This window comes from Agrobacterium sp. 22-3639C2, from assembly GCF_053522105.1.
This window is the reverse complement of record NZ_JBNWDB010000001.1, coordinates 507,811-520,875: the sequence shown is the minus strand read 5'-3', so window position 1 is coordinate 520,875 and position 13,065 is coordinate 507,811. Positions and strand designations below refer to the sequence as shown.

Sequence of the window (13,065 nt, the reverse complement as noted above, 5' to 3'; positions counted from 1 at the left end):
TTGCCAAGGCTGTCAATGTCCCGCATCGTGCGGACAGGTTTTGTCGTCTCCGACCCGGTATCATCGGCAGTCCGGCATGAGTAACCGGGGGACGCCTTTTTCTACGAATCGTTCCCTTCATGTACGGCTGTCTCTGGCTTGCGACACCGCAATGATGCCGGTCCGTCTTATTCTTTTCTTCCAGGTTCTTCATGACAGATAAAAACCGCTCCGTTTTCATTCTAGGCGGCGCGCGCTCCGGCAAGTCCCGTTTTGCCGAGGACCTTGCGGGCAAAGCCGACGGGCACCTGCATTATCTGGCCACCGGCCGGGCATGGGATGACGAGATGCGCGATCGCATCGACCATCATCAGGCCCGGCGCGGCGAGGAGTGGACGACACACGAGGCGCCCGTTGATATCGCTGCCGTGCTCGCGCGGCTGGATGCGCCGGACAATGTTATCCTTATCGACTGCCTGACATTGTGGCTCACCAATCTTATGATGGAGAACGCCGATATCGAGACGGCGTTCGCCACCCTGGCAGCGGCAATCGCGTCCACCAAGGCGAAACTGATTCTCGTCTCTAACGAGGTCGGCCTTGGCATCGTGCCGGAAAACCGCATGGCGCGCGAATTTCGCGATCACGCCGGAAGGTTACACCAGCGCGTCGCGGCCATCGTCGATGAAGTCTATTTCGTCGCAGCCGGGCTGCCGCTGAAAATGAAGGGCTGACGCAAGCCCTATAAAGCCGGTGTCGCGCGTCGGCGTCCGTTCTTTCAGTTTCTATGTACTTTTTATCGCCAAATCCCGGCTCGGTTTTGCCGGTGCTGCGACAGCTTCTCTTTCTTGATCTGGATCAAGGTGGCTTCCCCACGCCGGTGGCAATGCTCCAACCGACGCAAAGGCCCGTTTCCGCTTCGTAAAGCGCGCGCCAAGCCTTTCGTCGGTCTGCTTGCACGTTGGGGGAAACCAACAATGAATTACACGTTAGAAACCGCGATCGTGGCCCTTGGGGCTTTTCTCGCGCTGCTCGGGGCTGCTTTCGCTCACGACAGTCTTTTCGCCGCCCATATGTGGGTGCTGTTCTTTACGCTTCTGGTCAGCACGGTGCTTCTGCTGCGCCGTGTTTCTTTCGCGCCTGTCGATCAGGCCGCGCGCGCCCGGCTGAAATCCGAATATTTCGATGAGGTCGTGAAATACGGCGTCGTCGCTACCGTGTTCTGGGGCGTGGTCGGGTTTCTGGTCGGGGTCGTGGTGGCGCTTCAGCTTGCCTTTCCCGATCTCAACATCGCGCCCTATTTCAATTTCGGCCGGATGCGGCCGCTGCACACCTCCGCGGTGATCTTCGCTTTCGGGGGAAATGCGCTGATTGCCACGTCATTTTACGTGGTGCAGAGAACCTGTCGCGCACGCCTGTTCGGCGGCAATCTCGGCTGGTTCGTCTTCTGGGGCTACAACCTCTTCATCGTCATGGCTGCCACTGGCTATCTGCTTGGTATCACGCAGGGCCGTGAATATGCCGAGCCGGAATGGTATGTCGATATCTGGCTGACGATCGTCTGGGTCGCCTATCTCCTCGCATTTCTCGGCACGATCCTGACGCGCAAGGAGCCGCATATCTATGTGGCAAACTGGTTCTATCTGAGCTTCATCGTGACGATCGCCATGCTGCATATCGTCAACAACCTCGCCATTCCGGTGTCGTTCCTCGGCGTCAAGAGCTACTCCGCTTTCTCGGGCGTGCAGGATGCGCTGACGCAATGGTGGTACGGCCATAACGCCGTCGGCTTTTTCCTTACCGCCGGCTTCCTCGGCATGATGTATTATTTCATTCCCAAGCAGGTGAACCGCCCGGTCTATTCCTACCGCCTGTCGATCATCCACTTCTGGGCTTTGATCTTCATGTATATCTGGGCCGGTCCGCACCATCTGCACTATACGGCGTTGCCGGACTGGGCGCAGACGCTCGGTATGGTGTTCTCGATCATGCTGTGGATGCCCTCGTGGGGCGGCATGATCAACGGCCTGATGACGCTTTCGGGCGCCTGGGACAAGATCCGCACCGATCCCATCGTGCGTATGATGGTAATGGCGGTGGCCTTCTACGGCATGGCGACCTTCGAGGGTCCGATGATGTCGATCAAGGCCGTCAACTCGCTCAGTCACTATACCGACTGGACCATCGGCCACGTGCATTCCGGCGCTCTCGGCTGGAACGGCATGATCACCTTCGGTGCCATCTATTATCTGACGCCGAAACTGTGGGGCAGGGATCGTCTCTACAGCCTGCAACTGGTCAACTGGCACTTCTGGCTCGCCACGATCGGCATTGTCATCTACGCCGCCGTGATGTGGGTGGCCGGCATCCAGCAAGCCTTGATGTGGCGCGAATACGATACGCAGGGCTTCCTCGTCTATTCCTTCGCGGAATCGGTCGCAGCGCTGTTCCCCTATTACGTGATGCGTGCGCTGGGTGGCCTGATGTTCCTCAGTGGCGCGCTGATCATGGCCTACAACGTCACGATGACCATCCTCGGTCGTCAACGCGAGGAGGGCGTCCGCAATGACGCCGCACCTTCGCTGCAGCCCGCTGAATAAGGAGAGGCCGATGTCCATACTCGACAAACACGGCGTCATCGAACGCAACGCCACACTGCTTTTGGTCGGCTCGCTGCTCGTCGTCTCAATCGGCGGTATTGTGGAAATCGCGCCGCTTTTCTATCTCGAAAACACCATCGAGAAGGTGGAGGGCATGCGGCCCTACTCGCCGCTCGAACTGGCCGGGCGCAACATCTACATCCGCGAGGGATGTTATGTCTGCCACAGCCAGATGATCCGGCCGTTCCGCGACGAGGTGGAGCGTTACGGGCATTACAGCCTGGCGGCGGAATCCATGTACGACCACCCGTTCCAGTGGGGTTCCAAGCGCACGGGGCCGGACCTCGCACGCGTAGGCGACCGCTATTCGAATGAATGGCACGTGCAGCATCTGGCCGATCCGCGCTCCGTCGTGCCGGAATCGATCATGCCGTCCTACGCGTTCCTCAAAACCACGCCGTTGAAGATTACGGATATCTCGATGGAGCTGAAGGCTAACCGCGCCGTTGGCGTGCCCTATAGCGACGAGATGATCGAGAAATCAGCGGCTGATCTTCACGCGCAGGCCGATCCGAACGCCGATACGACCGAGCTTCTGGCGCGCTATCCGAAGGCGAAAGTCGGCGATTTCGATGGCGATCCAGCCAAGCTTACCGAAATGGATGCGCTGGTTGCCTATTTGCAGATGCTCGGCACGCTGGTCGATTTCTCGACCTATGACGATGCCGCCGGATATCGGTGAGGAGGCGATACGATGGAAACCTACACGGCCATGCGCCACTTCGCCGATAGCTGGGGCCTGCTTGCCATGACCCTGTTCTTCGCCGGCGTCGTCGTTTTCACCCTTCGTCCCGGATCGAAAAAAGCTGCGGACGACGCCGCCAGCATTCCGCTTAAGGAGGACTAGGATATGTCCGAAAAACACATTGATGACATCAGCGGCGTCGAAACCACCGGCCATGAATGGGACGGTATTCGCGAGCTTAACAATCCGATGCCGCGCTGGTGGGTCTGGACCTTCTACTTCACGATCCTCTGGGCCATCGGCTACACCATCGCCTATCCGGCATGGCCGCTGATCAATGGCGCAACGCAAGGGTTGCTCGGCTGGAGCAGCCGTTCCGAGATCGCTGCCGATATGGCGGACGCCAAACAGGCGCAGAGCGTCTATTCCGACAGAATCGCCAGTTCCTCGCTCGCCGAGATTGAGGCCGATCCGACGCTAAGGCAATTTGCGCTTTCCGGCGGTGCCGCCGCCTTCAAGGTCAATTGCATCCAGTGTCACGGTTCGGGTGCGGAAGGCGGGCAGGGATATCCCAACCTCAACGACGATGACTGGATGTGGGGAGGCAGCGTCGAGGATATCTATACGACGGTAAAGCACGGCATTCGTTTTGCCGACGATCCCGATACGCGCCTGTCGGAAATGCCGGCCTTCGGCGATATCCTCAAGTCCGAGGAAATCCGCGAGGTCGCCGCCTATGTCGTCAGCCTGACAGGAACGCCTTCCAACCCGGCACTCGTAGAACCCGGTAAACAGATTTTCGCCGACAATTGCGCCTCGTGCCACGGTGAGAACGCCAAGGGCAACCGCGAGTTCGGCGCGCCCAACCTGGCCGACGCGATCTGGCTGAAGGCCAGTGGCGAGCAGGGGATAGTTGCGCAGATACGGTCGCCAAAACACGGGGTCATGCCCGCCTGGGGTGAACGGCTTGGTGATACCACGGTCAAGCAGCTTGCGATCTTCGTGCACTCGCTGGGCGGTGGCGAGTGAACGTCACAGCCAACAAATGGAAAGGGCCGCCCGATGCGGCCCTTTTTCTTAGCGATCAGACCAGACGGCCAGTTCGTATCCATCCGGATCGGTGAAATGAAAACGGCGTCCGCCGGGAAAGGCGAATATGGCGACGCTGATCTGCCCACCGGCTGCCTCGACACGCCGGTGCGCATTCTCGATATCGGCGGCGTAAAGAATGACAAGCGGTCCACCCTTGGCTGACACGGGTGCCGTGGTGGTGAAACCGCCGGTCAGCCGGCCGTCGGAAAACTCGCAATATTGCGGGCCGTAATCCTTAAAGGACCAGCCGAAAGCGCCGCCGTAAAATTCCTTGCTGCGCTCGATATCGGCGACGTTGAATTCGACATAGTCGATGCGCCGATCATTCGTATTCGTGGTCATCGTTTTATCCTTCAATCCGTTTCGAGCAGCGACTTCAGTGTTTCCAGATCGACCCGGACCATCTCCGCATCCCGTTCGAAATCCTCGTCCGTCATGTCCGGCAGGCGAAGCAGGGTAAAGCTGACTTCGGCACCGCTGCCATTCGGTGTTACCCGCAGCGCGTTATACACCTTCATGCCATCCGGCAATGTCACGACGTGGTCTATCACGCCGAATTCGTTTAAGGGCGCGAAATTGACGCGGACCTCACCCAGCGGGCCGCCATCGGCGATCCAGTCCTCGCCGTCTGGTTTAAGACCGCCTGCTAGACCGGCGGCCCAGTGCGGCATGTTTTGCGGGTCGGAGGTGAAATCAAAGACATGGCTCCATGGTTTTTCCACCGACAGATGAATGATTTTTGACTGCATGACTGGCATCTCATCCTCCCTGTTTAATGCAGGCCGCAGGCTGCGCCACTTTGTCCGCGCTTGATGTAAGTCAAGGATGTTTCGCCGGTGAGATGGGAGAAAGCAAGGAGATAAAAACGGACTGCAATCATGAACATCTATCCCGTCGGACAGGACCGCCCGCAACAGCCCGTCGAAAGGCTGGAAGCGGAGGCTGTCAATTCCGCAAAAACGCGTAAACCCCTTTATGAAGCGCGCAAGAAAATTTTCCCGAAGCGCGCGGAGGGCCGGTTCCGGCGGTTCAAGTGGCTGGTCATGCTGGTCACGCTCGGCATTTATTATCTGACGCCGTTTCTGCGCTGGGATCGCGGTCCCTATGCGCCCGACCAGGCGGTGCTGATCGATATTGCCAACCGGCGCTTTTATTTCTTCTTCATCGAAATCTGGCCGCAGGAGTTCTTTTTCGTCGCGGGATTGCTGGTCATGGCGGGTCTGGGGTTGTTTCTCATCACCTCCGCCGTGGGACGCGCGTGGTGTGGTTATACCTGTCCGCAGACCGTCTGGGTGGACCTGTTTCTGGTCGTCGAGCGGGCGATCGAGGGCGACAGGAATGCCCGCATGAAGCTCGATGCAGCACCTTTCACTTTCGGCAAGCTGCGCAAGCGGGTGATGAAACATGCAATCTGGCTGGTGATCGGCGTTCTGACCGGCGGGGCATGGATCTTCTATTTTGCCGATGCACCGACGCTGGCGAGAGAGTTCATGACGGGGCAGGCACCGATGATCGCCTATACGACCGTCGCGATACTCACCGCCACGACCTATGTTTTCGGCGGGCTGATGCGGGAGCAGGTCTGTACTTATATGTGTCCCTGGCCGCGCATTCAGGCGGCGATGCTGGATGAGAACTCGCTGGTCGTGACCTATAATGACTGGCGCGGTGAACCTCGCACGAGGCACGCCAAAAAGGCTGCGGCCACAGGGGAGAGCGTCGGCGATTGCGTCGATTGCAATGCTTGTGTCGCAGTCTGTCCCATGGGCATCGACATCAGGGACGGGCAGCAGCTGGAATGTATCACCTGCGCGCTCTGTATCGATGCCTGCGATGGGGTGATGGACAAGATTGGTAAGCCACGCGGGCTGATCGCCTATGCGACGCTGTCCGAATATCAGTCCAACATGGCGCTTGCGACCGGCAACGGTCAGCACGCAATCCGGCCTGCGAATGTGCGCGACGAGGACGGCGGGTTCAAAAACAGCATTCGCCATTTCGACTGGCGCATCGTCTTTCGCCCGCGCACGCTTCTTTACACGGCAATATGGGCTGCAGTCGGCATCGGCTTGCTGTTTGCGCTGGTGACGCGCGAGCGGCTGGCTCTGAACGTGCTGCACGACCGCAACCCGCAATATGTGCTCGAATCGAACGGGTCCATCCGCAACGGCTATACCGTTCGCATTCTCAACATGGTGCCGCAACCGCGCATAATGAGCCTGACGATAGAGGGCATTCCAAGTGCGGTGATGAAGATAAACGGCGTGCCGGATGCAGCCTCTCGCAGCTTCGAGGTGATGGTGGAACCTGACGAGGCGACAACGCTGAAGGTGTTCGTCACCCTGCCGGGCAGTCACGTCGCGCGGGCTGCTGAAAATTTCGAATTCATCGTCAGCGATACGGGCGGCCATGAGACGGCCCGTTACGACGCCGTCTTCAACGCTCCGGGAGTGAAAAAATGACAACGACCAATCGCCAGACGTCCGGTTTCATTTTCACCGGCTGGCATATGCTGGGTGTTATGGTGATGTTTTTCGGCATCGTCATCACCGTCAACATGGTGATGGCCTGGAACGCTGTCACCAGCTGGAGCGGGCTGGTGGTGCCCAATACCTATGTTGCCAGCCAGCAGTTCAACGCCAAGGCCGAGGCCGCCAAGGCAAGGGCCGCCACCGGCATCAAGGGCAGGCTGGTGGTGGATGAAAAGACCGTGCGCTACGAGGTGTTTCATCCAGATACCGGCCCTGTGGATACGGATTCGGTAACGGCGCGTTTTCGCCGGCCGGTCGGCGAGCACCAGAATTTCGACATGGAGCTGACCCCGGTGTCTACCGGGGTCTTCACCGGCCCGCATGACATGCTGCCCGGCCAATGGATCGTCGAGGTCACTGCCGTAAAAGACGGCAGGATCATCGTGCATGAAGGCACGCGGATCGCGGTGATCAGGGGGCGTCAATGAGCTGCTGTGCACCGGGAACGGAAGGGTCGCTTCAACTCGGCGAACCGGTCAACCCACCATCATCAGAGGAGCTGATGCTGGCAAGCCGCGATCTGGGGCAGGGGCTGCGCCAGACAGATCTCAGCGTGCCCGGCGTTTATTGCGGCGCCTGCATCACCACCATCGAAACGGCGCTGCGCCGTCTCCGCCAGGTGGAGCAGGCGCGCGTGAACCTGTCCTCCAAACGGGTGGCGATTGTCTGGAAAGAGGATGTCGATGGCATCAGGACAGATCCCGCCGAACTTGCCCGCGCAATCCTTGCAACCGGATACCGGACGCATCTTTTCGCGAGCGGACAGGATGCTTCGGACGTGTTGCGCTCGCAACTGATCAGGGCGGTGGCGCTCTGCGGCTTTGCTTCCGCCAATATCATGCTGCTGTCCGTGTCCGTCTGGTCCGGGGCCGATGCCGCGACGCGTGACATGTTCCACTGGATTTCGGCGATGATTGCCGCGCCGGCGCTGATCTATGGCGGCCGGTTCTTCTATCAGTCGGCCTGGAATGCGCTGAAGCATGGCCGCACCAATATGGATGTGCCGATCGCGCTCGCCATCACGCTATCCTACGCAATCTCGCTGTGGGAGACGATTCATCATGGCGAACATGCGTGGTTTGACGCGACCGTGTCGCTGCTGTTCTTCCTGCTGATCGGCCGCACGCTTGACCATATCATGCGTGACAGGGCGCGCTCGGCAATTGCAGGCCTGGCCCGGCTTTCACCACGCGGCGCAACCGTTATCGGTGAGGACGGAACGCGGGAATATCGCCCGCTTGGCGATGTGCTACCCGGTATGACGATTGTGATTGCTGCCGGTGACCGGGTGGCGGTGGATGCGATGGTCATTAGCGGAAGCAGCGATCTCGACATGTCCATTGTCAACGGCGAAAGCGCGCCGCGTCGGGTGGAGGCGGGTGATCTGCTTCAGGCAGGCACGCTCAATCTCACCGGTTCGCTCGCCGCGCGGGTGACCGCATCGGCAAAGGATTCGTTTCTGTCGGAAGTGATCGGGCTGATGGAGGCGGCGGAAGGGGGGCGGGCGCGCTATCGGCGGATTGCCGACCGTGCCGCGAGCTATTATTCGCCCGTCGTACATCTTCTTGCTCTCATGACCTTTCTCGGTTGGGGCGTTTTGGGCGGTGACTGGAAGCAGGCGATGCTGATCGCGATTGCGGTTCTCATCATCACCTGCCCCTGTGCGCTTGGCCTTGCTGTTCCGGTGGTGCAGGTGGTGGCGGCAGGCCGGCTCTTTCGGCATGGCATCATGGTCAAGGAAGGCTCGGCGATGGAGCGACTGGCCGAAATCGACACCGTGCTGTTCGACAAGACAGGCACCCTGACGGTCGGGAAGCCGCGACTGGTGGAAACCGGCGATGTGAACCCCGCCACGGTGGCGATTGCGGCTGGCCTTGCCGCCCATTCACGCCATCCGCTGTCCAAAGCCCTGCATGCAGCCTATGGCGGAATTTTATCGGTCTACGAAGCGGTGCGTGAAATTCCCGGCTCCGGTGTTGAGGCTCTCACGCCGGCGGGAACCTACCGGCTTGGCAACCGCCGTTTTGCCTGCCCGGATGAATCGCAAATGGAAAACGGCGACGCGCGATCGGAAGTGGTGCTTTCGCTTGACGGCGGGTATCTGGCGAGTTTCGGTTTCGAGGACAATCCGCGTCCTGGCGCCGTACAGGCACTGCGCAGCCTTTCTGTACAAGGACTGGTGCTGGAAATCGTGTCCGGTGACCGGGTCCCGGCCGTGAAGGCCATGGCGCAGCGTCTGGGCATTGCGAAATGGAACGCCGACCTGTCGCCGAAAGACAAGGCGGGGCGCTGTGGGGCACTGGCAGGCGAGGGACGCAAGGTTCTGATGGTGGGCGACGGTATCAATGATGCGCCTGCGCTGGCTGCAGCACATGTTTCGATGGCACCGGCAACAGCCGCCGATATCGGCCGGCAGGCCGCCGACTTCGTGTTCATGCACGAGAATCTGGATGCCGTTCCTGTCGCCATCGAGACATCGCGGCGGGCCGGACGGCTTATCCGGCAGAACTTCGCGCTTGCCATCGGCTACAATGTCATTGCCGTGCCGATTGCGATTGCCGGTTATGCGACGCCGATGATCGCGGCCATCGCCATGTCGACATCGTCGCTCATCGTTGTTGCAAATGCGCTGCGTCTTGCCGGAACGGCTGAAGCCGTTTCTGCGCAACAGAGCGTGCCGACCGGATTTGCGGGCGAGGGGGCGCAACCGGCATGAACATGTTGATCTATCTCATCCCCGTCGCCCTGTTTCTCGGAGCGCTCGGGCTTTTCGCCTTCCTCTGGTCGGTGCGATCAGGGCAATATGAGGATATGGACGGCGCTGCCTGGCGAGCGCTGGACGATGGCGACGACCGGCCACGACCTTCCTAGGGGAGGCGCGTTGGTTACGACCTTCCCCCGACCTGTCGCAAATATGCAAAGCTGATTTGCGTCATCAAAATTTAATCGTTTCAGTCGCCCCTAGCCTTGCCGTTTGTTCATTACAGTGCCACAACACGACCACCTAAAAGCAAGATGGAGGCACATCCGTGGAACAGGCAGAAATCGGTTTGATCGGTCTCGGCGTCATGGGCTCGAACCTGGCGTTGAACATCGCGGAAAAGGGCAACAAGATTGCCGTATTCAACCGAACCCCTGAAGCGACGAAAAAATTCTACGCCGAGGCTGGGGACTTGCAGGGGCAGTTGATCCCTTGCGAAACCATCGAGGAATTCGTCGCCGCCATTCGTCCTCCGCGCCCGATCATTATCATGATCAAGGCCGGCGATCCGGTTGACCAGCAGATGGAAATCCTGAAGCCGCATCTCTCGAACGGCGACATCATGATCGACGCCGGCAATGCGAATTTCCGCGATACGATCCGCCGTTTCGACAATCTGAAGGATAGCGGTCTGACCTTTATCGGTATGGGCGTTTCCGGCGGTGAAGAAGGTGCGCGTCACGGACCGTCGATCATGGTCGGCGGTACCGAAGATAGCTGGAAGCGCGTCGAGAAGGTTCTGACCTCCATTTCCGCCAAGTATAATGACGATCCGTGCGTGGCATGGCTCGGCAATGACGGTGCCGGTCATTTCGTCAAGACGATCCATAACGGCATCGAATATGCCGACATGCAGATGATCGCCGAAATCTACGGCATCCTGCGTGACGGCCTGAAGATGAGTGCGTCTGAAATCGCCGATGTATTCGGTGAATGGAACAAGGGCCGTCTCAACTCCTACCTGATCGAAATCACCGAGAAGGTTCTGCGCGCTGCCGATCCGATCACCGGCAAGCCGATGGTCGATCTGATCCTCGACAAGGCCGGCCAGAAGGGCACAGGCAAGTGGTCGGTTATCGAGGCGCAGAACATGGGCGTCGCCGCAACTGCCATCGAGGCCGCCGTGGCTGCCCGTATCCTGTCGTCGCAGAAGGACGAGCGCGAAGCTGCCGAGAAGATCTTCGGCCTGCCGACCGTTGCAGCTGCACCGGCTGACAAAAAGGCCTTTATCGCCGATCTGGAAAGCGCGCTTCTGGCCGCCAAGGTCGGTGCTTACGCACAGGGCTTTGCCGTCATGTCGGCCGCATCGAAGGAGTTCAACTGGAACCTGCCGATGCCGACGATCGCCCGCATCTGGCGCGCCGGCTGCATCATCCGCTCAGAATTCCTCGATGAGATCACCTCGGCCTTCACCAAGGATCCGCATGTGGCAAACCTCATCGTGACGCCTGCCTTCTCCGGCATCGTCAAGGACACCGACGCCGCCCTGCGCCGTGTCGTTTCCTACGCGGTTCTCTCCGGTCTGCCGGTTTCGGCACTCGCTTCCGCGCTTGGTTATTTCGACGCCTATCGTCGCGCCCGCGGCAGCGCAAACCTTATTCAGGCGCAGCGCGATTTCTTCGGGGCGCATGGCTTCGAACGCACCGACGGTGTCGACAAGCCGCATGGCCCGTGGGGCAGCGGCGCCGACATTTTCTGATCGGCTATAACGATAAACGACAAAAGGCCCGCGCAAGCGGGCCTTTTTCATATCATCCGTCGATTTACTCAGCGTGCCGCAGAAAGGCCGACGATCAGGCCGGTGACGGCGTTGATGAGCAGGAACTGGTTGTCGACGCGTACCCAGCGCTGGTCGCGACGCGGCTCTGCCAGACGGTAACGGCGATAGTCGCGGCGGTCGACGAAATGACGACGCTCTGCCGGGGAGAGGCGCTGACCGCGATCCCAACGGTGCTTTTTGACGATGACCTTTTTGGTGGTCGTGTGACGCTCGACGGTTACACCGCGATGACGATCGTCGTGGCGGCTTTGTGCCTGGGCCATTGGAGCAGCAAGAACAGTTGCAGCCAGAAGAATGGTGACGAACTTTTTCATGAATGTTTCCTCTCGTGTTTCGATAAGGAGAACTTACGAATAAACGAATGAACGGAAACTGAATTTAAAATTACATTTATGTAATGGTTGTTAATGGTTAGACGGGGACGTTAATCTTTCTGTTGGAGATTTCAGTCCAGTTTTTGCGTCGATCAGGCTGCCCGTTGGAAACCGGGCAGCCTGTTTCAAGTATTAGACGCGTTCAGCGGATTTTGCCCAAAGGTTGATATCCGCGTCCTTTGCGTAACCGTCGATTTCCGCAAGCTCCTCTGTGGAGAAGTCGGCATTGTCGAGTGCCTTCACGCAATCCTCGACCTGTTCGACACGGCTCGCACCGATGAGCGCCGACGTGATGCGACCACCGCGCAGCACCCAGGCGATTGCCATCTGCGCGAGCGTTTGGCCACGCCGCTCGGCAATGCGATTGAGCGCGCGGATGTTTTCGACATTGCGCTCGTTGAGGAAGGCGGGGTTGAGTGACTTGCTCTGCGATGCACGGCTGCCATCAGGCACGCCACCCAGATATTTCGTCGTCAGCATGCCCTGCGCCAGCGGCGAAAAGACGATGGAGCCAATGCCAAGATCTTCCAGCGTATCGACCAGACCGTCTTCCTCGATCCAGCGATTGATCATGGAGTAGCTCGGTTGGTGGATGATGCAGGGCGTGCCAAGATCTTTCAGGATCGCGGCGGCCTCACGGGTGCGTTTCGAGTTGTAGGAAGAGATGCCGACATAGAGCGCCTTGCCCGAGCGCACGATCTGGTCCAGTGCGCCGCAGGTTTCCTCAAGCGGCGTGTTGGGATCGAAACGGTGGGAGTAGAAGATATCGACGTAGTCCAGCCCCATGCGCTTCAGGCTCTGGTCGCAGGACGATATCAGATATTTGCGGCTGCCCCATTCACCGTAAGGACCGGGCCACATGTTGTAGCCCGCCTTGGACGAGATGACCATTTCATCGCGGTAGCCTCTAAAATCCGTCTTCAGAATTTCGCCGAAGGCAGTTTCGGCGCTGCCGGGTGGTGGGCCGTAATTATTGGCGAGATCGAAATGGGTAATGCCGAGGTCAAAGGCGCGGCGGCAAATGGCCTGTTTGGTCTGGTGCGGTGTGTCGTTGCCGAAATTGTGCCACAGCCCGAGCGAGATCGCCGGCAGCTTCAGGCCAGTCTTTCCGCAATGATTGTATTTCATGGATGTATATCGGTTTTCGGCCGGTTGCCAAACCATGGGTCTTCCTCCACTTGCTGATGAATGGTTGCCGGAGAA

General features: G+C 59.2%; 14 protein-coding genes. 10 read left to right on the top strand and 4 right to left on the bottom strand.

The window, feature by feature from the left end; genetic code table 11:
- Positions 1-191: 191 nt before the first annotated feature.
- The 5 genes from cobU to ccoP all read left to right on the top strand — a co-directional run bounded on the left by cobU (position 192) and on the right by ccoP (position 4,353).
- A complete protein-coding gene (gene cobU / locus ACQZ6D_RS02575) occupies positions 192-713 on the top strand; it encodes a bifunctional adenosylcobinamide kinase/adenosylcobinamide-phosphate guanylyltransferase (RefSeq protein WP_111783047.1) in 522 nt (173 codons plus the stop codon).
- A 243-nt stretch (positions 714-956) separates the two neighbouring features.
- Positions 957-2,579 carry a cytochrome-c oxidase, cbb3-type subunit I gene (gene ccoN / locus ACQZ6D_RS02570; RefSeq protein WP_003515308.1) on the top strand — a complete coding sequence of 541 codons (1,623 nt, stop codon included), beginning with the start codon at positions 957-959 and terminating at the stop codon, positions 2,577-2,579.
- A 10-nt stretch (positions 2,580-2,589) separates the two neighbouring features.
- Positions 2,590-3,321 (top strand): cytochrome-c oxidase, cbb3-type subunit II, encoded by a 732-nt coding sequence (gene ccoO, locus ACQZ6D_RS02565; protein ID WP_003515307.1) that lies wholly within the window; start codon positions 2,590-2,592, stop codon positions 3,319-3,321.
- 12 nt (positions 3,322-3,333) lie between these two features.
- Positions 3,334-3,486, top strand: coding sequence for a CcoQ/FixQ family Cbb3-type cytochrome c oxidase assembly chaperone (locus ACQZ6D_RS02560; RefSeq protein ID WP_003502810.1), 153 nt, complete (start codon positions 3,334-3,336; stop codon positions 3,484-3,486).
- 3 nt (positions 3,487-3,489) lie between these two features.
- A complete protein-coding gene (gene ccoP / locus ACQZ6D_RS02555) occupies positions 3,490-4,353 on the top strand; it encodes a cytochrome-c oxidase, cbb3-type subunit III (RefSeq protein ID WP_003515305.1) in 864 nt (287 codons plus the stop codon).
- 48 nt (positions 4,354-4,401) lie between these two features.
- Here ccoP and ACQZ6D_RS02550 read toward each other — a convergent pair whose 3' ends face one another.
- Together ACQZ6D_RS02550 and ACQZ6D_RS02545 are read right to left on the bottom strand one after the other, a co-directional pair.
- On the bottom strand, positions 4,402-4,758 hold the full coding sequence (locus ACQZ6D_RS02550; RefSeq protein WP_003515303.1) for a VOC family protein: 357 nt from the start codon (positions 4,756-4,758) through the stop codon (positions 4,402-4,404).
- An 11-nt stretch (positions 4,759-4,769) separates the two neighbouring features.
- Entirely contained in the window at positions 4,770-5,174 is a 405-nt protein-coding gene (locus tag ACQZ6D_RS02545) for an SRPBCC family protein (RefSeq protein ID WP_065702499.1), read from the bottom strand.
- A 120-nt stretch (positions 5,175-5,294) separates the two neighbouring features.
- On the opposite strand from ACQZ6D_RS02545, the gene ccoG reads away from it, so the two are divergent.
- The 5 genes from ccoG to gndA all read left to right on the top strand — a co-directional run bounded on the left by ccoG (position 5,295) and on the right by gndA (position 11,407).
- Complete coding sequence (ccoG, locus tag ACQZ6D_RS02540; protein ID WP_065702500.1) at positions 5,295-6,878, top strand: cytochrome c oxidase accessory protein CcoG; 1,584 nt, start codon at positions 5,295-5,297, stop codon at positions 6,876-6,878.
- Positions 6,875-7,375, top strand: a complete 501-nt coding sequence (locus ACQZ6D_RS02535; protein WP_003515295.1) for a FixH family protein — start codon at positions 6,875-6,877, stop codon at positions 7,373-7,375. The genes ccoG and ACQZ6D_RS02535 overlap by 4 nt, the downstream gene beginning before the upstream one ends.
- Positions 7,372-9,663 (top strand): cation-translocating P-type ATPase, encoded by a 2,292-nt coding sequence (locus ACQZ6D_RS02530; RefSeq protein WP_083211499.1) that lies wholly within the window; start codon positions 7,372-7,374, stop codon positions 9,661-9,663. Before ACQZ6D_RS02535 ends, ACQZ6D_RS02530 begins: the two co-directional genes overlap by 4 nt.
- On the top strand, positions 9,660-9,818 hold the full coding sequence (ccoS, locus tag ACQZ6D_RS02525; RefSeq protein WP_003515291.1) for a cbb3-type cytochrome oxidase assembly protein CcoS: 159 nt from the start codon (positions 9,660-9,662) through the stop codon (positions 9,816-9,818). The genes ACQZ6D_RS02530 and ccoS overlap by 4 nt, the downstream gene beginning before the upstream one ends.
- 158 nt (positions 9,819-9,976) lie before the next feature.
- On the top strand, positions 9,977-11,407 hold the full coding sequence (gene gndA / locus ACQZ6D_RS02520) for an NADP-dependent phosphogluconate dehydrogenase (protein ID WP_003515289.1): 1,431 nt from the start codon (positions 9,977-9,979) through the stop codon (positions 11,405-11,407).
- 68 nt (positions 11,408-11,475) lie between these two features.
- On the opposite strand, the gene ACQZ6D_RS02515 is transcribed toward gndA, so the two are convergent.
- Both ACQZ6D_RS02515 and mgrA read right to left on the bottom strand, forming a co-directional pair.
- Entirely contained in the window at positions 11,476-11,802 is a 327-nt protein-coding gene (locus ACQZ6D_RS02515) for an RcnB family protein (RefSeq protein WP_003515287.1), read from the bottom strand.
- A gap of 192 nt (positions 11,803-11,994) precedes the next feature.
- Complete coding sequence (gene mgrA, locus ACQZ6D_RS02510; protein WP_115063145.1) at positions 11,995-13,026, bottom strand: L-glyceraldehyde 3-phosphate reductase; 1,032 nt, start codon at positions 13,024-13,026, stop codon at positions 11,995-11,997.
- Positions 13,027-13,065 lie beyond the last annotated feature (39 nt).

Coding starts and splice junctions, on each gene's coding strand:
- cobU (WP_111783047.1), top strand. CDS start 192: ATGACAGATAAAAACCGCTCCGTTTTCATTCTAGGCGGCGCGCGCTCC.
- ccoN (WP_003515308.1), top strand. CDS start 957: ATGAATTACACGTTAGAAACCGCGATCGTGGCCCTTGGGGCTTTTCTC.
- ccoO (WP_003515307.1), top strand. CDS start 2,590: ATGTCCATACTCGACAAACACGGCGTCATCGAACGCAACGCCACACTG.
- ACQZ6D_RS02560 (WP_003502810.1), top strand. CDS start 3,334: ATGGAAACCTACACGGCCATGCGCCACTTCGCCGATAGCTGGGGCCTG.
- ccoP (WP_003515305.1), top strand. CDS start 3,490: ATGTCCGAAAAACACATTGATGACATCAGCGGCGTCGAAACCACCGGC.
- ACQZ6D_RS02550 (WP_003515303.1), bottom strand. CDS start 4,758: ATGACCACGAATACGAATGATCGGCGCATCGACTATGTCGAATTCAAC.
- ACQZ6D_RS02545 (WP_065702499.1), bottom strand. CDS start 5,174: ATGCCAGTCATGCAGTCAAAAATCATTCATCTGTCGGTGGAAAAACCA.
- ccoG (WP_065702500.1), top strand. CDS start 5,295: ATGAACATCTATCCCGTCGGACAGGACCGCCCGCAACAGCCCGTCGAA.
- ACQZ6D_RS02535 (WP_003515295.1), top strand. CDS start 6,875: ATGACAACGACCAATCGCCAGACGTCCGGTTTCATTTTCACCGGCTGG.
- ACQZ6D_RS02530 (WP_083211499.1), top strand. CDS start 7,372: ATGAGCTGCTGTGCACCGGGAACGGAAGGGTCGCTTCAACTCGGCGAA.
- ccoS (WP_003515291.1), top strand. CDS start 9,660: ATGAACATGTTGATCTATCTCATCCCCGTCGCCCTGTTTCTCGGAGCG.
- ACQZ6D_RS02515 (WP_003515287.1), bottom strand. CDS start 11,802: ATGAAAAAGTTCGTCACCATTCTTCTGGCTGCAACTGTTCTTGCTGCT.
- mgrA (WP_115063145.1), bottom strand. CDS start 13,026: ATGGTTTGGCAACCGGCCGAAAACCGATATACATCCATGAAATACAAT.